This is a genomic window from Rhodococcus opacus B4 (genome assembly GCF_000010805.1).
Classification (GTDB): Bacteria; Actinomycetota; Actinomycetes; order Mycobacteriales; family Mycobacteriaceae; genus Rhodococcus_F; species Rhodococcus_F opacus_C.
Genome location: NC_012522.1, coordinates 5,254,672 through 5,273,251 on the forward strand (window position 1 = coordinate 5,254,672; position 18,580 = coordinate 5,273,251).

The 18,580-nt window shown below is 70.9% G+C and carries 12 protein-coding genes; 8 read left to right on the forward strand and 4 right to left on the reverse strand.

All coding sequences use genetic code 11. The annotated features are described in order from the left end of the window. The first annotated feature begins 224 nt into the window (after positions 1–224). From ROP_RS24195 to ROP_RS24205, 3 genes are all read left to right on the forward strand, one after another. On the forward strand, positions 225–854 hold the full coding sequence (locus tag ROP_RS24195; RefSeq protein ID WP_015888636.1) for a TetR/AcrR family transcriptional regulator: 630 nt from the start codon (positions 225–227) through the stop codon (positions 852–854). A gap of 22 nt (positions 855–876) precedes the next feature. After that, positions 877–2,298, forward strand: a complete 1,422-nt coding sequence (gene purB, locus ROP_RS24200) for an adenylosuccinate lyase (protein ID WP_015888637.1) — start codon at positions 877–879, stop codon at positions 2,296–2,298. A 74-nt stretch (positions 2,299–2,372) separates the two neighbouring features. After that, positions 2,373–2,786: an HIT family protein gene (locus ROP_RS24205; RefSeq protein WP_015888638.1), complete on the forward strand. Its 414-nt coding sequence runs from the start codon at positions 2,373–2,375 to the stop codon at positions 2,784–2,786. 28 nt (positions 2,787–2,814) lie between these two features. On the opposite strand, the gene ROP_RS24210 is transcribed toward ROP_RS24205, so the two are convergent. Continuing rightward, positions 2,815–3,564 (reverse strand): NRDE family protein, encoded by a 750-nt coding sequence (locus ROP_RS24210; protein WP_015888639.1) that lies wholly within the window; start codon positions 3,562–3,564, stop codon positions 2,815–2,817. A 92-nt stretch (positions 3,565–3,656) separates the two neighbouring features. Here ROP_RS24210 and ROP_RS24215 point away from each other — a divergent pair, with 92 nt between their 5' ends. The 3 genes from ROP_RS24215 to ROP_RS24225 are packed head-to-tail and all read left to right on the forward strand — an operon-like array spanning position 3,657 to position 5,744. Continuing rightward, positions 3,657–4,136 (forward strand): MarR family transcriptional regulator, encoded by a 480-nt coding sequence (locus ROP_RS24215; protein WP_015888640.1) that lies wholly within the window; start codon positions 3,657–3,659, stop codon positions 4,134–4,136. Next, on the forward strand, positions 4,133–4,978 hold the full coding sequence (locus ROP_RS24220; protein ID WP_015888641.1) for an ABC transporter ATP-binding protein: 846 nt from the start codon (positions 4,133–4,135) through the stop codon (positions 4,976–4,978). The genes ROP_RS24215 and ROP_RS24220 overlap by 4 nt, the downstream gene beginning before the upstream one ends. Beyond that, the gene (locus ROP_RS24225; protein ID WP_015888642.1) at positions 4,938–5,744 is read left to right on the forward strand and encodes an ABC transporter permease; all 807 of its coding nucleotides are present in this window, start codon (positions 4,938–4,940) and stop codon (positions 5,742–5,744) included. Before ROP_RS24220 ends, ROP_RS24225 begins: the two co-directional genes overlap by 41 nt. A 10-nt stretch (positions 5,745–5,754) precedes the next feature. On the opposite strand, the gene ROP_RS24230 is transcribed toward ROP_RS24225, so the two are convergent. The 3 genes from ROP_RS24230 to ROP_RS24240 are packed head-to-tail and all read right to left on the reverse strand — an operon-like array spanning position 5,755 to position 9,353. Continuing rightward, positions 5,755–7,407 (reverse strand): (2,3-dihydroxybenzoyl)adenylate synthase, encoded by a 1,653-nt coding sequence (locus ROP_RS24230; RefSeq protein WP_015888643.1) that lies wholly within the window; start codon positions 7,405–7,407, stop codon positions 5,755–5,757. A gap of 36 nt (positions 7,408–7,443) precedes the next feature. Further along, positions 7,444–8,214: a 2,3-dihydro-2,3-dihydroxybenzoate dehydrogenase gene (locus tag ROP_RS24235; protein ID WP_015888644.1), complete on the reverse strand. Its 771-nt coding sequence runs from the start codon at positions 8,212–8,214 to the stop codon at positions 7,444–7,446. After that, entirely contained in the window at positions 8,211–9,353 is a 1,143-nt protein-coding gene (locus ROP_RS24240; protein WP_015888645.1) for an isochorismate synthase, read from the reverse strand. Before ROP_RS24240 ends, ROP_RS24235 begins: the two co-directional genes overlap by 4 nt. Positions 9,354–9,531: 178 nt before the next feature. On the opposite strand from ROP_RS24240, the gene ROP_RS24245 reads away from it, so the two are divergent. Together ROP_RS24245 and ROP_RS24250 are read left to right on the forward strand one after the other, a co-directional pair. Further along, positions 9,532–17,361 (forward strand): non-ribosomal peptide synthetase, encoded by a 7,830-nt coding sequence (locus tag ROP_RS24245; RefSeq protein WP_015888646.1) that lies wholly within the window; start codon positions 9,532–9,534, stop codon positions 17,359–17,361. 104 nt (positions 17,362–17,465) lie between these two features. Beyond that, positions 17,466–18,503, forward strand: coding sequence for an ABC transporter substrate-binding protein (locus ROP_RS24250; RefSeq protein WP_015888647.1), 1,038 nt, complete (start codon positions 17,466–17,468; stop codon positions 18,501–18,503). Positions 18,504–18,580: the final 77 nt, after the last annotated feature.

Below are 18,580 nucleotides of genomic sequence, written 5' to 3' on the forward strand. Positions count from 1 at the left end.
GCGGCCGCAGTGAAGACGGCCGCCGGGGCGGGTTCCGGATCGCCGTCGGACGCACACGCCGGCGCCAGGACCATCGGCGCTGCCACCGCGCATCCCAGGGCCAGCATCCGCACCGACACCCGCATCGTCCCGACGCTACGCGGGTGCGCGGCACGACCCACATACTTCGCGGTCTGTCGCCCAATCCGCCCTGGTGCGGGGTCCGCGGCTGGCAGGATGAATTGGTGTCATCCGCGGCAACTCCGAAGGGCGAACGGCGCCGACAGGCGCTGGTCGAGGCTGCCGCCGATCTGCTGCTCGAGGGCGGATTCGACGCGGTCCGGCACCGCTCCGTGGCCACCCGCGCCGACCTTCCGCTCGCGTCGACCACCTACTATTTCGAGTCCCTGGACGACCTGATCGCGAAGGCCGTCGAATGCAACGGCAACCGCGACCTCGCGGTCATGCGCGGCCGGGTCGAGGACGTCACGCACCGGCGCCGCGGCCGCGAATCCACCGTCGATCTTCTCCTCGACCTGCTGGTCGGACCGGCCCTCATCAGTGAGGACTGCCGCGAGAGGCTGATCTCCCGGTACGAGCGGTTCACGGCCTGTGCGCGCCGCCCCGAACTGCGCGAAGTCCAACTGCGGTTGCGCGCGCAACTGGACGACGTTCTCACCGAGGCCCTGAGGCGCTCCGACCGCGACGTCCGGCAGGAGCAACTCCGGCGGCTCGTCGCCGTCGTCGACGGAGCGGTGGTCACCGCGCTCGGCGAGCACGACCCCGACCTGCGGGCGCTCGCCCGGGCGATGCTGCTCGACGTCGTCGACGTCGTCGCGCCCGCCCTCGACCGGCCGGACCACGTCGAGCTGTAGCGCCGCCGTAAACTGGGGACTCGTGAGCCGCATCCCGAACGTCCTTGCCAACCGATACGCCAGCCCCGAACTCGTCGAGTTGTGGTCGCCCGAGCACAAGATCGTCCTCGAGCGTCAGCTGTGGCTCGCCGTGTTGCGGGCCCAGGCGGAACTCGGGATCGACGTGCCGGCCGAGGCGCTCGCCGACTACGAACGGGTGCTCGAGCAGGTGGACCTCGACTCCATCGCCGACCGTGAGCGCGTCACCCGCCACGACGTGAAGGCCCGGATCGAAGAGTTCAATGCCCTCGCCGGCCACGAGCAGGTCCACAAGGGGCTGACCAGCCGCGACCTCACCGAGAACGTCGAGCAGCTGCAGATCCTGCGGTCGCTCGAGCACGTCCACGCACACGGTGTCGCGGTCGCGGCCCGGCTGGCCGAGCGAGCCGCCGAGTACAGCAGCCTCGTCATGGCGGGCCGGTCGCACAACGTCGCGGCGCAGGCGACCACGCTCGGGAAGCGGTTCGCGTCCGCCGCCGACGAACTGCTCGTCGCGCTCACCCGGCTGCGCGAGCTGATCGACCGCTACCCGCTCCGCGGCATCAAGGGCCCCATGGGCACCGCCCAGGACATGCTCGACCTCCTCGACGGCGACGCGTCCAAGCTCGAGGCGCTGGAGCAGAAGGTCGCCGAGCACCTCGGCTTCTCCCACGTGTTCACGAGCGTCGGCCAGGTGTACCCGCGGTCGCTGGACCACGACGTGCTGTCGGCGCTGGTGCAGGTCGCGGCCGGGCCGTCGTCGTTCGCGCACACCATCCGCCTGATGGCCGGCCACGAGCTGGTCACCGAGGGCTTCCAGCCCGGCCAGGTCGGGTCGTCGGCGATGCCGCACAAGATGAACACCCGCTCCTGCGAGCGCGTCAACGGACTGCAGGTCGTGCTCCGCGGATACGCGTCCATGGCCGCCGAGCTGGCCGGCGCGCAGTGGAACGAGGGTGACGTGTTCTGCTCGGTGGTGCGCCGCGTCGCGCTGCCGGACGCGTTCTTCGCGATCGACGGACTGATCGAGACGTTCCTGACGGTGCTCGCCGAGTTCGGCGCCTACCCCGCCGTCATCGAGAAGGAACTCACCCGGTACCTGCCGTTCCTCGCCACGACCAAGGTCCTGATGGCTCTGGTGCGCGCCGGAGTGGGCCGGGAGACCGCGCACGAGGTCATCAAGGAACACGCCGTCGCCGTCGCACTCGCGATGCGCGAGCAGGGCAAGGAGCCCGACCTGCTGGACCGCCTGGCCGCCGACGACCGGCTGCCCCTCGACCGGGCCGCACTCGACGAGGCCCTCGCCGACAAGAAGGCGTTCATCGGTGCCGCCGAGGCGCAGGTCGCCACGGTCGTGGCGCAGGTGCAGAAGCTCGTCGACGCCAACCCCGAGGCGGCCGCGTACCAGCCGTCCCCGATCCTGTAGGCGGCTTCGCCGCCCGTGCGCCTTTTTGGTAGCTGGGACTACCAAAAAGGCGCACAAGCACCGGAGGTGCCTGCGTGAACTGCATTTTCTGCGAGATCGTGTCGGGCCGGTCCGACGCCAGCGTCGTGCACGAGGACGAGAACGTGCTGGCGTTCATGGACATCCGGCCGTGGACGTCCGGACATCTGCTGGTGGTCCCGAAGCGGCACGCGAGCGGGCTCGCCGACCTCGATCCGGGCGACGGCGCGGCGGTGTTCGCGGTGGGGCAGCGCATCGCGACCGCGTTGCGCCACGAGCCGCTGCGGGCGCAGGGCGTCAACCTGTTCCTCGCCGACGGGATCGCCGCCGGCCAGGAGGTCTTCCACGTCCACCTGCACGTCGTCCCCCGCACCGCCGGTGACGGGTTCGGGCTGCGCGGAATGCCGAAGTCGCCGAGCCGGATCGCGCTCGATCAGACGGCCGGGGTCATCCGCTCCTCCCTCAGGTGAGCGGCAAAGCGTGCCGGAGCACACTTTGTCACTCACGTGGGGGGAGGGGGCCGTCCTCGTCGAAGCGTCGTTCGGTGATGTCGTAGGTGCCGTCCGCCCGGACCCTCAGCACGGTCGAGGCCCGCGTCCCGTACCCGCCGTGGCGGATGAACCGCGACGACAGGGCACGTTCGAGTTCGGGTTCGATGCCTGTGTCGGGCAGCGCGTCCCACGGTGCCGGGTCGCTGTCGGCGAGCACGTCGAAGTACGCGCCCGGATCTGATTCGGCGCTGCCGTCGTCGGCGGCGAGCGCGGCGGCGAACGCCTCCGTGCCGCCCGTCACCTTCGGCCAGGGGGTGTCGAGTTCGGCGTTGGACAGCCCGTGGACGCCGGGGTCGACGCGCTGCCTGCGACCGTGGGGTCGGTTGGTGACCCACCACAGTTCCGCAGGGTCGCCGACGAGCAGGTTGAAGCTGCCGTACTCGGCGCCGGTCGCGGCGACCTGTTCGGCGTGGGCGGCGGGTGTGAGCCGGCCGCGGAGGTAGTCGACGGGCAGGGCTCCGCGGGACCGGGCGCCGGTTGCGGGGGCGCCGTCGCGGACGTTGGTGACGGCCGCGAACCGCAGGGTGTCGGAGATGCCCATCCACGTTCCGCCTGCGAGCAGGTCATGGCCCGCGACGAAGCCGTCGTCCCATCGGCGCAGCGGTTCCGTGGGACGGGCGTAGAACTCGTCGCGGTTGGCCGCGACGACGAGGGGGAGATCGGGGCGGGTATGCCAGGCGAACAGGACCAGGCACATACGGACGTCTCCTCGTCACCCTCGGCTACACGGTTGCAGGCCCGAGCGTAGCCGCCCTCGCAATACCTCTGAAACAGAGCTATTCTGAAGGCATGGCACAGAACGAGGCGCCCGCCGAGCAACTCTTCGCCGCAATCGGATTGCTGCGCAGGCACACCCGCCGACGGGTCGGTCGGCCGTGGCCGGAGACGCCGCTGACCGGGTCGCAGGTGGAGTTGGTGCGACTGCTGCGCCGCAGGCCCGGGACGTCCGTCGCGGACGCGGCGGCGGCACTGGGCCTCGCGGCGAACACCGTTTCCACCCTCGTGCGGCAACTCACGGACGCCGGGCTGATCGAACGGGTGCGGGACGAGTCCGACCGCCGGGTCGCCCGCCTGGCGCTGACGGACGAGGCGCGGTCGCAGGTCGAGCGGTGGCGCGACCGCCGCAATCTCGCGGTCGCCGCCGCATTCGACGGACTGAGCGCCGAGGACAGGGCGGCCATCGAATCTGCCATTCCCGCCCTCGCCCGACTCGCCGGAGCGCTCCATCCGGATCGCGCCGAGGACAGCGATCAGGAGGTTGCCCGATGATATTTCGCAGGGAGAGGCCCGCCGCACGACACCGGCCGTCCCACGACGCGCTGGAACTGTCCCACGTGACCTACCGGTTCGGGGACTACACCGCGGTGAACGACCTGAGTCTCGTGATCGAGGCGGGCGAGTGCTTCGGTCTGCTCGGCCCCAACGGCGCGGGAAAGACCACGACGATCCGACTGCTCAACACGCTCCTTCCGCTGCAGGACGGCGACATCGGCGTCTTCGGATACGACGTGCGCTCCCAGGCGATGTTGGTTCGTCGGCTCCTCGGGTATGTGCCGCAGCAGTTGTCGATCGAGGGCGCACTCACCGCCCGGGAGAACGTGTCCTGGTTCGCCCGCCTCTACGACGTACCGCGGTCCGAACGCCGCCGCCGGGTCGAGGAGGTGCTGGAGATGGTGGATCTCGCCGAGGTCGCCGACCGGGTGGCGTCGAGTTTCTCAGGCGGCATGGTCCGGCGCCTCGAACTCGCGCAGGCACTGGTGAACCGGCCGTCGCTGCTGGTGCTCGACGAACCGACGGTCGGGCTCGATCCGGTCGCGCGGGATTCGGTGTGGACCCGCGTCACCGAGATGCAGAAGCAGTACGGGATGACAGTGCTGCTCACCACCCACTACATGGAAGAGGCCGAGGCACTGTGCGATCGGATCGCGCTGATGCACCGGGGCGAACTCCGCGCGGTCGGCTCGCCGGCCGGACTCGTCGCCGACCTCGGGCCCGACGCGACGCTCGACGACGTCTTCCGCCACCACACCGGTGACAGTCTCACCGCCGACGAGAAGGGAGGACTCCGGGATGTCCGTAGCACCCGCCGCACCGCGCGTCGTCTGGGGTGAACCTGCGCTCCGGCTGATCTCGCGGATCGCCACGTTCTGCCTGGTCGAGTTGCAGAAACTCCGGCACGACCGGACGGAGTTGGTGACCCGCGCGATCCAGCCGATTCTCTGGCTCGTGATCTTCGGGGAGACGTTCAGCCGCATCCGCGCGATCCCGACCGGCGACGTCCCCTACCTGGACTATCTGGCCCCGGGCATCATCGCCCAGTCGGCCCTGTTCGTCGCCATCTTCTACGGCATCCAGATCATCTGGGAACGCGACGCCGGGGTCCTGACCAAATTGCTCGTGACACCCACTCCGCGTGCGGCTCTCGTGACGGGCAAGGCGTTCGCGGCCGGGGTCCGCGCGGTGGCCCAGGCCGTGGTCGTGGTGGTCGTGGCGGCGCTGCTCGGCGTCGCGATGACGTGGAATCCGCTGCGCCTGCTGGGCGTCGTCGCGGTGGTGGTGCTGGGGGCGGCGTTCTTCTCGTGCCTGTCCGTGGCCATCGCGGGGGTGGTGCTCAAACGCGACCGGCTGATGGGCATCGGTCAGGCGATCACCATGCCGCTGTTCTTCGCGTCGAACGCGCTGTACCCGGTGGAACTCATGCCGGGGTGGGTCCAGGCGATCAGCCGGGTGAACCCCCTGAGCTACGAGGTGTCCGCGCTCAGGGGGCTGCTCATCGGCCAGCCGACGAACTACTGGCTGGACTTCGGGGTGCTCGTGGCAGCCGCGGTGCTCGGGATCGCCGTCGCGTCCGCGCTGCTCGGGAGACTGTCCCGATGATCACGCCGGGTCAGGACGTGACGAACGTCTTCTCCAGGGCCCGGCGCAGTTCCGACTTGCTGATCTTGCCGACACCGGTGACCGGGAACTCGTCGACGAACACGACCTTGTCGGGGACCTTGTAGTCGGCGAGTCCGCGGCCGCGGACGAACTTCTTGAGCTCGACGGCCTTCGGCTGCTCGCCCGCGACGACGACGAACGCGCAACTGCGTTCGCCGAGATACTGATCGGGCATCGACACCACCGCGACGTCGGCGACGGCTGGGTGCGCGAGCAGGTGATTCTCGACCTCCTCGGCGGCCACCTTCTCGCCGCCGCGGTTGATCTGATCCTTCGCGCGGCCCTCGACCACGAGGTAGCCGTCGTCGGTGAGCCGGACGATGTCGCCGGTGCGGTAGAAACCGTCCTCGGTGAACGCGGTCGAATTGTGTTCGGGGGCGCGGTAGTAGCCGCGGATGGTGTACGGACCGCGGGTGAGCAGGTGACCGGACGTGCCGGTCGGGACGGGCGCACCCTGGTCGTCGACGACCCGCACCTCGTCGTCGGGGCTGATCGGCCTGCCCTGGGTGGTGACGATCGTCTCTTCCGGGTCGTCCAGCCTTGTGTAGTTGACCAGTCCCTCGGCCATCCCGAAGACCTGCTGCAGCGCGCACCCGAGTTCGGGACGCACCCGCTTGGCGGCCTCGGCGCTGAACTTCGCGCCCCCGACCTGCAGCACCTCGAGGCTCGAGATGTCCCGGTCCGTGCGGGCGGCGGCGGACAGCCACGCCAGCGCGAGCGGCGGGACCAGCGACGCGATCGTGACTCTCTCCCGCTCGATGAGCGCGAACGCGGTGTCGGGACTGGGATCCGGGGCGAGCACCACGCGGCCACCGGCGTGCAGCACGCCGAGGATGCCCGGGGAGCTCATCGGGAAGTTGTGCGCCGCAGGGAGGGCGACCAGCAGGCGGGTGTTTTCGTCGATGCCGCAGATGCGGTCCGACTCGCGCACCGAGTACAGGTAGTCGGTATGGGTGCGCGGGATCAGCTTCGACACCCCGGTGGTTCCGCCCGAGAGCTGCAGGAACGCCACGGATTCCGGACCGGCCGCCGGTGCGTCCGAGATCGGTTCCGAGGCCCGCAGTTCGTCGAGGGAGGTGAACTCCTCCGCGTCGCCTGCCACGATGACCCGCGGCGGGTTCGCCGCCGACGACACTACGTCGCGGGCGAGGCCCCGGTAGTCGAAACCGGCGTGCGTGTCGGTGATCACGTAGGCCGCCGCGTCGGCGAAACTGCAGAAGTAGGAGATCTCCTGGGAGCGGTGCGCGGGCAGCGCGAACACCGGCAGGGCGCCGAGCCGGAAGACCGCGAAGATCACCTCGACGTACTCGACGATGTTCGGCAGTTGCACCACCACCCGGTCGCCGGGCTGCACCCCCGACGACTGCAGACCGGCGGCGAGCCGGTCGGCGCGGTCGGACAATTCGCGGTAGGTGAGGGCGCGGTCGGACCCGGACGCGTCCGGCCCGGTCACGGCGATCGCGTCCCCGAATCGCTCGGCGCGGGCGCCCAGAAACTGCTGGAACGTCTCGTCCGTCCAGTACCCGGCGGCACGGTAGCGTGCGACGAGTTCGGCGGGATAGCCGGTGGTGGTCTCCAGGGGAGCGCGAACGCTCGTGGTCATCGAAAGTCCTTTCACGGGCATGGCTGTTCGGGGCCGTCAGGCTTGGAGGGTAGCGCCGCCGTCGACGTAGAGCGCCTGCATGGTGATGTGTCGCGCCCGGTCCGACAGGAGGAACTCGACGGAGTCGGCGATGTCGGCGGCGTCGGCGATGCGGCCCAGCGGGATGCCGACCTTGAACGAGCCCAGGTCGCCGTCGATCGCTCCGCGCGCCCCGGTGTCGTCGGAGGGGTCCGACCACAGCGACCGCTGCATCGCGGTGTCCGTCGAGCCGGGGGCGACGATGTTCGCGCGGATTCCGTATTCGGCCAGCTCGAGGCCGAGTACCCGGACGATCATCGCGACGGCGGCCTTGGACGCGCCGTACGCGCCCATCCCGGTGCGGGGGACGCCGGCGGCGTTCGAGCCGACCACGACTATGGAACCGGCCGAGCGGTCCCGCATTCCGGTGCCGACGGCGCGCAGCACGTTGACCAGACCCGTGACGTTGACGTCGAACACGCGCTGCCAGCTCGCGGGATCGGCGTCGAGTACCGACCCGGTCTCGAGCACCCCGGCCACGTGCGCGAGGGCGGTGACGGGACCGTGCTCGTCCTCGATCCGGCGGACGGTGTCGGTGACCGCGGCGGTATCGCGGATGTCGGTGACGGCGGTGCCGAGCGGAGGGGTGTCGAGCAGGGCGGCGGTGGCGGCGAGGCCTTCGGCGTCTCGATCGAGCAGCACCAGGCGGTGACCGGACCGCGACAGGGTGACGGCCGTGGCCCGTCCGATACCCTGCGCCGCCCCGACGATCAGTGTCGTGCCGCTCATCGGGGAAGTCCCAGTGCCGCGAGGACGGTGCCCAGTTTGGTTGTGGTCTCGGCGAGTTCGTCGTCCGGTTCGGAGGCGGCGACGATGCCCCCGCCCGCGTAGGCCGTGACGGTGGTGCCGTCGGCGTCGATCTGCGCGCACCGGATGGTGACCATCCATTCGCCGTCACCGTCGGCGTCGGCCCAGCCCACGGCGCCGGCGTAGAAGCCGCGGTCGCCCTCGAGTTCGCCGATCAGCGCACGCGCGGCGCCGGTGGGGGTGCCGCAGACGGCCGGTGTCGGGTGCACGGCGACGGCGAGATCCAGCGCGGTCACCGAGCGATCCCGCAGCCGTCCCGCCACGGGTGTGCCGAGGTGCCACAGTTGCGGTGTGCTGGTGAGGGTGGGCCGGTCGGGGATGTCGAGTTCGGTGCAGAACGGCTCGAGGCTCGCGCGCAGTGCGTCGACGACGAGGGCGTGCTCACGCAGGTTCTTCTCCGAGGAGACGAGATTCTCCGCTGTCTGCCGGTCGATCTCGGGGTCGGCGTGCCGGGGAGCCGAGCCGGCGAGAGGATGGCAGGTCACGGTGTCGCCGCGGCGGCGGATGAGTACCTCCGGGCTCGAGCCGACGAGGTGCCGTCCCGACCATCCGGTGCCCGCGGCGCCCAGGTCGACGCTGAAGCCGTTGCCGCCGAGGTCGTTCGCGACGAGCCGGGCGAGCAGCGTGTGCGGGTGCAGCGGTTCTTCGGCGTGCAGTACGACCGACCGGGCGAGCACCACCTTGTGCAGTGCGGCCTCGGGTTCGCGCAGCACGGAAATCGCGGCGGCGACGCGGTCGAGGTGCTCGTCCTCCGGGGGGACCGACGCACCGGCGTGCACGTGCGGAACCGTCTGCGGGCGGGGAGTCCAGCGTCCCGGGTGATGACGCAGCGTCTGCGGTGCGACCAGGGCGGCGGGATGCGACGGGTCGAAGGCGAGCGCGCCGGCCACCGAGGTGACGGTGCCGCTCTTCAGGGCCGCGGCGGCGTCGCGGGCGGAGTCGAAACCGGTGCGGATGCCGTCGGCGATCACGGTGCCGTGCGGGCGGGAGAGGACGAACGGCGCGCCCGGCGGTAGATCCGCCGGAGTCTCTGTGGACTCGGCAACGGCCGTCGATTCCATGTGATCACCTCTCGATTACGGACAACTCGGACATTCGTCGCGGTGGGGGCACCGCGACCCAGACCTTATACGGTAAGGCTAACCTTTGGTATTGTTCCCATTCGCCCGGCGCTCGCTTTGCAGGCCGTGATGTCCATTCGGACAGTTGAATTCGTCACCAAGAAGAGGATGTCAATTCATGTCGACCGCCGCAGTGCCCTTGACGCGCGCCCAGTCGGGCGTATGGTTCGCCCAGCAGTTGACCCCGGACAACCCTGTGTTCAACACGGCGGAGTGCATCGAACTGCGCGGATCCGTCGACCTGGCCGCCGCCGCCCGTGCCGTGCGGGGCGCCGCCGACGACGCGGAGGTTCTCACCGCCGGGTTCGGCGTCGAAGCGGACGGGACGGTGTTCCAGTATCCGGGAGCCCGCCCGCTCGCCGAACCGGTGCGCGTCGATCTGAGCCACTCCGCGGATCCGTGGGCCGCCGCGCAGCAGTGGATGGCCGACGACGTCGCGGGCGTCATCGATCCGCTCACCGACCCGTGTGTGCGTGCCGCACTGCTCGTTCTCGCCGACGACTGGGTGGTCGTGTATCTCTGCGTCCATCATCTGGTCATCGACGCGTACGGTTTCGGCCTCTTCTCCCGGCGGATCGCCGAACGCTACACCGCGGACCTGCGCGGCGACGACGTGCCGGCGTCGAAGTTCACCCCGGTGGGGCCGGTCGTGCAGGAAGAACTCGACTACCGGGACACCGCGGAGTTCGCCGCGGACCGCGAATTCTGGTCCGGGTACCTGTCCGACGTCGACGAGGCCGTTCTCCTCGGCGCGGACAGCGAAAACCCGAGCGACGGGTCCGGGGGGATCGCCCGCCGGTCCCGCGCCGTGCGGTGGACGCTCACCGCCGACCAGCAGCGGGGTCTCAGTGCGGTCGGCAAGGCGATGTCCGCGAGTTGGGGCGACGTCGTCACCGCGACCGTCGTCGCCTACCTGCGCGCCGCCACCGGCCGTTCCGACCTGACCATCGGCTTCCCGGTGATGAACCGCCTCGGCAGCGCCTCGATGGGTGTGCCCATGTCCGCGGTGAATGTCGTTCCGCTGCGACTGCAGCCGACGGCCGCGCACACGCTCGGCGACCTGATCGGCGACGTCCGCTCGGCGGTGGCCGAGTGCCGGGCGCATTACCGGTACCGCGGCGAGGACATTCAGCGTGACCTGCGGCTCCCCGCCGGTTCCCGCGGGGTGATCGGGCCGTCGATCAACGTCAAACCGTTCGGAGACCGGCTGCTGTTCGGCGACATTCGCGGTGGCGTGCACTCGGTGGCGCGCGGCCCGCTGCAGGACTTCATGGTGACGGTGCGGCCACTCGACGCCGTCGGCGGTCTCGAGGTGTGGGTCGACGCGGACGCCGACACGTTCACCGAGTCCGACCTCGGCGTCCACACGGACCGTCTGCGCCGGCTCTTCGCGGCGGTGGCGGCCCTCCCCGACGGCGACCCCGCGATCCCGCTCGCCCGTCTCCCGATCCTCTCCGACGCGGAACTGCAGCGGGTACTGCACGACTGGAACGCATCCGACCTGCCGGTCCCGCCGGGACTGACGCTCGTCGACCTGTTCCACGCCGTCGTGGACCGTGACCCGGACGCGCAGGCCGTCGTCGACGCGGACACCACGCTCACGTACGGCGAACTGGAGGCGCGGGTCGGGCGGCTGGCCCGGCACCTGCTGTCGCACGGGCTGGGCAGGCACCGGCGGGTGGCCGTCGCGCTGCCCCGGTCGGTCGACACGATCGTGGCGCTGTTCGGCGCGCTCGAGGCCGGCGCGACCTGCATCCCCCTCGACCCCGACCATCCCGCCGAACGCCTCGGCCACGTGCTCGCCGAGACGGCACCGGGATGCATCCTCACCGGCGGCGACGCCACGTCGCGCATCGCCGGAATCGCCGCGGCGGCCGGGCTGCCCGCGCCGGTCGTGCTGGACGACGCCGCCCTGACCGCGACGCTGGCCGCGCTTCCGGGACACCGCCTGTCCGACCTCGAACGCGGACGCCGGATACACGACCTCGAGACCGCGTACATCATCCACACCTCCGGTTCGACCGGGCGGCCGAAGGGCGTGGAGGTGCCGCATCGCGGTGCGGTCAACCTGTTCCACAGTCACCGCCACCACGTCTTCTCCCGGGCGTGCACCGCGGCGGGCAAGTCTCGGCTGCGCGTCGGCCACGTGTGGTCGTTCTCGTTCGACGCGTCCTGGGGCCCGCACCTGTGGATGCTGGGCGGGCACTCCCTGCGCATCGTCGACGAAGTGACCCAACGCGATCCGGATCAGCTCGCGGTCCTCGCCCTCGCCGAGGGCTGGGACTTCGTGGAACTGTCCCCGTCGCAGCTCGAGCAGGTGATCGACGCCGACCTGTTCCCCGCCGGCACCGTCCCGACGGTCGGGTTCGGCGGCGACGCCGTCACCGGCCGGCTGTGGGAACAACTGCGCAGCAGGCACGGCGAGGCGTTCAACTTCTACGGCCCCACCGAGGGCACCGTCGACGTGCTCGTCGCCGCCGTCGCCGACAGCGCGACACCGGTGATCGGGCGACCCGTCGCCAATCTTCGCGCCTACGTGCTCGACCACGGTCTCGCGCCGGTGCCGCCGGGGGTGGACGGCGAACTGTACGTCACCGGACCGGGTGTGGTGCGCGGCTACCTCGGAGCCCCCGGACTCACGGCGGGACGGTTCGTCGCGAATCCGTTCCCGGGCGGGGAGTCCCGAATGTACCGGACCGGGGACGTCGTCCGGTGGGTGCCCGACGCGGACGGGAACTCCGCGCAGATCGTGTACCGCGGGCGCGGCGACAATCAGGTGAAGATCCGCGGCTTCCGGGTGGAACTCGGCGAGGTCGAATCCGCGCTGACCCGGCTGCCGGGCGTGACGCGCGCCGTCGCGGTGGCCCGCACCGACAGCAGCGGCGTGTCGCAGCTGGTCGCGTACCTGCTGGTCGACGAGGATGCGGAGGCCGCGGTGTTCGACGTCGCGGCGGCGCGGGCGCAGGTCGGGCAGTGGCTGCCGGCGTACATGGTGCCGTCCGCGTTCACCGTTCTCGATGCGCTGCCGCTCACATCCAACGGCAAACTGGACCGGAAGGCTTTGCCGGACCCCGACTTCGGATCGCTGGTCACGTCCCGTCCGCCGTCCACCGAACTCGAGGCCGGACTGTGCGACGTCGTCGCCGGGGTGCTGGGTCTGCCGTCCGTCGGCATCGACGACGACTTCTTCCTGCTCGGTGGGCACTCGCTGTCCGCGGCGAAGGTGATCGCGCGGGCCCGGGACCGGCTCGGGGTGGAACTGAGCATCCGGACCGTCTTCGACAACCCGACCGTGGTCGCGATGGCGGCCCAGTGCGCCCAGGATGCGGCCGGGCCGGGTCGCCCCCTGCTGGTGCCGGTGGCGCGCACCGAGATGATGCCGCTGTCGTTCGGGCAGCAGCGGCTGTGGTTCCAATTCCGGTTGGAGGGGCCCAGTCCCACCTACAACGTCCCGGTGACGATGCGGTTGCACGGCACGGTCGACGACACCGCCCTCCGCGGCGCCCTCGCCGACCTCCTCGCCCGGCACGAGACGCTGCGCACCGTCCTGACGGACGTCGACGGCGTGGGTCGCCAGCGCGTGCTGGCCGACGTCGCCGCGCCGCTGGTCGTGGAGGACGTGACGGCCGCGGAACTCGACGGCAGGCTCGTTGCCGCCGCCCGGCACGGCTTCGACCTCGAGACCGAGATCCCGATCCGGCTGCGGTTGCTGCGCGTGTCGCCGGAGGAATCGGTGCTGCTGCTGCTCGTGCACCACATCGCGAGCGACGAACTGTCCACGCCGATTCTGTTGCGCGACCTGGGCGCGGCCTACGAGACGCGCACCGGAGGGCGAACGGCCCCGCCCGCACCGCTGCCGGTCCAGTACGCCGACTTCGCGGTCTGGCAGCGAAACCTGCTCGGCGACCCCGCCGACCCGGACAGCCTGTCCGCCCGGCAGATCGGGTACTGGAGTGACCGGCTCGCCGGGCTGCCCGAGGAGCTGACGCTCCCGGTGGACCGGAGCCGCGCCCCGGTTGCGACGTTCGCGGGCGCGCATGTCGAGCACACCCTGTCGCTCGGCACCGTCACCGCGCTCCGGGCCCGTGCCCGCGAGGCCGGCGCGACGATGTTCATGCTCGTGCACACCGCCGTCGCGGTGGCGTTGTCCGGTAGTGGTGCGGGCGAGGACATTCCGATCGGCACCCCCACCGCCGGCAGGCCGAGCACCGAACTCGACGAACTGGTCGGGTTCTTCGTCAACATGGTGGTGCTGCGCACCGACCTGTCGGGCGACCCGACCCTCGCCGAGCTGCTCGGCCGCGTCCGGGCGACGGACCTCGCGGCGTACGCGCATCAGGACGTGTCGTTCGACCGGCTGGTGGAGGCCCTCAACCCGGAGCGCAGTGCCGCCCGGCACCCGCTGTTCCAGGTGCTAGTGCAACACCAGGCGCCGCCGCCGATCAGCCTGTTCGAGGAGTTCTCGCCGGAGGTGTCGTTCGTTTCGAACGACACGGCGATGTTCGACCTGACCTTCGACGTGATCGACGAGCCGGACGGATCCATGCGCGTCCGTGTCGACTACGCCCGCGACCTGTTCGACGCGGCGACCGCCGACGCGCTCGCGGCGCGCACGGTCCGCGTGTTCGAGGCGCTCGCCGCGGATCCGGGTGTCCGGATGTCCGCGGTGGAACTGCTGTCCGCGCAGGAGCGGTCGTGGCTTCGCCGGGGCGGCACCGACACGGCTGGGCCGGAGGTCGCCCAGGGGCTGACGGTGGTGGCCGGGGACGGCGCCGTCACCCTCGACGTGCTGTTCGCCCGCCAGGTGGCGCGCACCCCGGACGCTCCCGCCCTGGTCGGCGCGGAACGGGAACTGACGTTCGCGGAACTGGATCGCCGCGCCAACCGGATCGCGCGGCACCTGATCGACGGCGGCGTCGGACCGGAGTCCGTCGTCGCGCTGATGCTGCCCCGCGGGATCCCGGTGATCGTCTCGATCCTGGCCGTCTGGAAGGCCGGCGGCGCGTATCTGCCACTCGACCCCGACTACCCGGCCGAGCGGCTCGCCTACATGCGGGACGACGCGAAACCCGCAGTCGTGCTGGACCAGGCGACATTCGACGCGTGGGCGGCGAGCGAGGTGGGCGACGCACCGATCGCGCCGCACGAACGTCGCGGCTCCGCCATCGCGGACAACGCCGCGTACCTGATCTACACGTCCGGTTCGACCGGTCAGCCGAAGGGCGTCGTCGTCCCGCACCGCGGCGTCGCGGCACTGCTCGCCACGCAGCACGAACGCACCGTCGGGGACGCGTCGGTCGAGCGACTGCGCGTGCTGCTCACCTATTCGCCGGCGTTCGACTCGTCCGTCGATCCGCTGCTGTCGATGCTCGGTGGTCACACCCTCCACCTGCTGGAGTCGGAACTGCTCGCGGACTCGGCGGGCATCGTCGACTACGTGCGGCGTCACCGCATCGACGCGGTGGACTGCGTGCCGCTGCTGATGAGCGAACTCCTCGCGGATGGGCTCATCGACCCGGCCCACCACCGTCCCAGAGTGCTCGCCGTCGGCGGCGAGGCCGTACCCGCGGACCTGTGGACGGCGCTCGGCGACGCGGCGGCGCACGGCATCCGGTCGCGGAACATGTACGGCCCCACCGAGGCCACGGTCGACGCCGCGGTCGCCGACATCCTGCCGGGCGCCCGCCCCACCATCGGCACCCCCGTCACCGGCGGCCGCGCGTACGTCCTCGACCGGCGACTGCGTGCGGTGCCGCCCGGCGTGCCCGGCGAACTGTACGTCGGGGGACCGGGGGTGACCCGCGGCTACCTCCGGCGTCCGGGCCTGAGCGCATCGCGTTACGTCGCCGATCCGTACGGCGGCCCGGGGGAGCGCCTGTACCGGACCGGGGATCTGGTGCGGTGGTCCGCGGACCGGACGCTCGAGTACCTGGGCCGCGCCGACGACCAGGTGAAGATCCGCGGATTCCGCGTCGAACTCGGTGAGATCGAGCAGGTCCTGGCCCTGCATCCGGGGGTGGACGCGGCCGTGGTCGTGGCCCGGGAGGACGATCCGGGCCGCAAACGCCTCGTGGCGTACGCCGTGGGGCGCGGCCTCGACGCGGAGGTGTTGCGCGCGCACGTCGCGGCCGCACTGCCCGACTACATGGTGCCCGCCGCGACCGTCCTGCTGGACGAGCTGCCGGTGACCCCGAACGGCAAGGTGGACCGGAAGGCGCTGCCCGCGCCGGACTTCTCGGCACTGGGCACGTCGAGGGAAGCCGCCACGGACCTCGAACGCCGGCTGTGTGCCGTCGTCGCGGAAATCCTGCGACTGGACACGGTGGGACCCGACGACGACTTCTTCGTGCTCGGCGGCGACAGCATCGTCTCGATCCAGCTGGTGTCGAAGGCGCGGGCCGCCGGCTTGCGGTTCACCGCGCGGGACGTGTTCGAGCACAAGACCGTCGCCGGACTGGTGCGGGTGCTGGAGATCGACGCGGCCGAGGTGGACGAGGCCGGGCTGGAAGCGTCGGCGGTGGGCCGGATTCCGGCCACCCCGATCGTGCACGACCTGCTCGAGCGCGGCGGACCGTACACGAGGTTCGCGCAGTCCCGGCTGCTGACCGCCCCGGCAGGGCTCACGGCGGAGGCGCTGGCGGCCGCGGCGCAGCGGGTGCTCGACGTCCACGACATGCTGCGAGCCCGGTTCGACGGCACGGAGTTCGACGTGCCCCCGGTCGGCGCCGTCCGGGCCGCCGACGTCGTCTCGCGGGTGGACGTCGCCGGTCTCGGATCCGCCGAGCGGGAGCGCGTCGTCGCCGAGGCCACCGAACGTGCCTACGCGGCCCTCGATCCCGAGACCGGGGCCATGGTCCGGGTGGTGTTCTTCGACGCGGGCGGCGGCGCCGGTGGCCGCGTCCTGATGGTGATCCACCACCTGGTCGTGGACGGGGTTTCGTGGCGCATCCTGGTGCCGGACCTCGCGGCGGCCTGTGCGGGGGAACCGATTTCGCGGGCAGGCACGCCGTTCCGGCTGTGGTCGGCGGGGCTCACCGAGGCGGCCGCGGGCCGCGCGGGGGAGCGGCCGTTGTGGCAGCGCGCGACCGCGGACGGCGCGCACCGGGCCCGGCTCGCCTCCGGCCCACTCGATCCGCGGCGCGACACCATCGACGCGACCGCCCGGATCCAGGTCGAGGTGCCGCCGAAGGTCACCGAGGCCCTGCTGACGACGGTGCCGGAACGCTTCCACGCGAAGGTCGACGACGTGCTGCTCACCGCACTCGCGTTGACCGCCGCCCGGCACGGCGGCGGTGCGGTCCCGGTCGACCTCGAGGGTCACGGACGCGAGGAACAGGCCGTCCCCGGCGCGGATCTCGCCCGCACCGTCGGCTGGTTCACGACCCTGTACCCGGTGCTCCTCGACGCGCAGGGGATCGATCTCGACGACGCGTACGCCGGCGGCGCAGCGGCCGGTGACGCACTCAAGCGGGTCAAGGAACAGCTGCGCGAGATACCGGACAGCGGAATCGGATTCGGCATGCTGAAGTACCTGCACCCGGACGGGGCGGCAGGGGCCGGAGGGTCGACGGCACCCGAGATCGGGTTCAACTACCTGGGTCGTTTCACGCTCGGTGAGACCGACGGCGGTGACTGGTCGACGGCACCGGAAGGGGCAGCGCTCGGCGGGGCCACCGACGCGGCCATGCCGGTCAGCCACGCCATGGAGATCGGTGCGCTGACGGAGGAGTCGGACGGCGGCCCGGTGCTGCGCGCCACCTGGGGGTACAGCCCGTCCGTCCTGTCGGAGACACTCGTCACCGAACTGGCCGAGGGCTGGGTCGCCGCGCTGACGGCGCTCGCCGGGCATGCAGGTCTGGAGACCGCGGGCGGGTACACGCCGTCGGATCTCACTCTGGGCGAATTGGATCAGTCGGAGATCGATGAATTCGAGCTCGAGTTCCAGTAACCAAGAGTTGGTAAATCGTAGGTATTGGCGGGGATGGCTGCTTCGGATAGCCTAACCAACCGAGCCCGGGCAACTGTCCGGCAATTCGAGATGCGGAGTGGGTCATGCAGTTAAAGGAACTGTCGCGGTTGCGCCAGGCGGTGGTTTTGGGTGCGACGGCAATCTTGGCCGTCGGAGTCGTGGGCTGTAGCAGCTCCGACGACAGCGCCGGCAGCGACTCCGGCGCCACCTCCTCGGCGGCCGCGAGCTCCGAGAAGAGGACTTTCGAGGCGCAGAACGGCGCGATCGAGATCCCGGCCGAGCCGCAGAGCATCGTTGCCTGCGGATACGCGGTCCTTCCGCTGATCCAGGCGAAGGCGAACCTGTCCGCGGTGTGCGAGTGGACCCGCGAGGTCGACAACATGGACGCCGAGACGAAGGCCGCGTACGACGCGTTGCCGAAGGTTGCCCAGGACGCGGACATTTCGACCCTCAACTACGAGGGCGTCTCGGCCGCGGAACCCGACCTGATCATCATGGGCGTCCCCGCCCGTGCGCAGTCGATGGTCGACATGGCCAAGCTGCAATCGCTGGCCCCGGTCGTCTTCCTCGGGCCGAAGGCTCCCGGAGAGTGGCGCACGCTCGGCGAGCAGTTCGCCGACGCCGCCGGTGTCTCCGACAATTACGGCGAGTTCAAGCAGCAGTACGACGACAAGGCCGCGCAGATCGCCGCGAAGTACAAGGATTCGCTGGGCACGCTGACGTTCGGCGGGGTCTGCGACTCCTGCGCCGGTGACCCGGGCGAGTTCTACCGTGAGTTCACCTCGTCCTACACCACCAACCTGTTCGACGACCTCGGGCTCCAATTCCCCGGTCAGCCCGCCGATCCGGCGGACGTTCACGGTGAGTTCGTGTCGACCGAGCAGATCGCGGCAAGCCTCGGCAACGTCGACGTCATCGTCTACGGCGTCGGCCCCGACGGTAAGGTCAGCCCCGAACTGCAGGCCCTGATGGACTCGCCGCTGTGGAAGTCGCTGCCCGCCGTGCAGGCCGGCAACGTCGTGCCCGTCCAGCACGCTCTGGCCGCCACCTACCAGACCGCGCTCCTCGCACTCGATTCCATCGACGAGGGACTGTCGAAGCTGCCCGCCAACAAGCAGTAAAACAGTCGGGTTCGGCCCCCGGGTCCATCGGGCCCGGGGGCCGAACCGTCTCCGATACTCCCCGCCCGTCCGCTCGC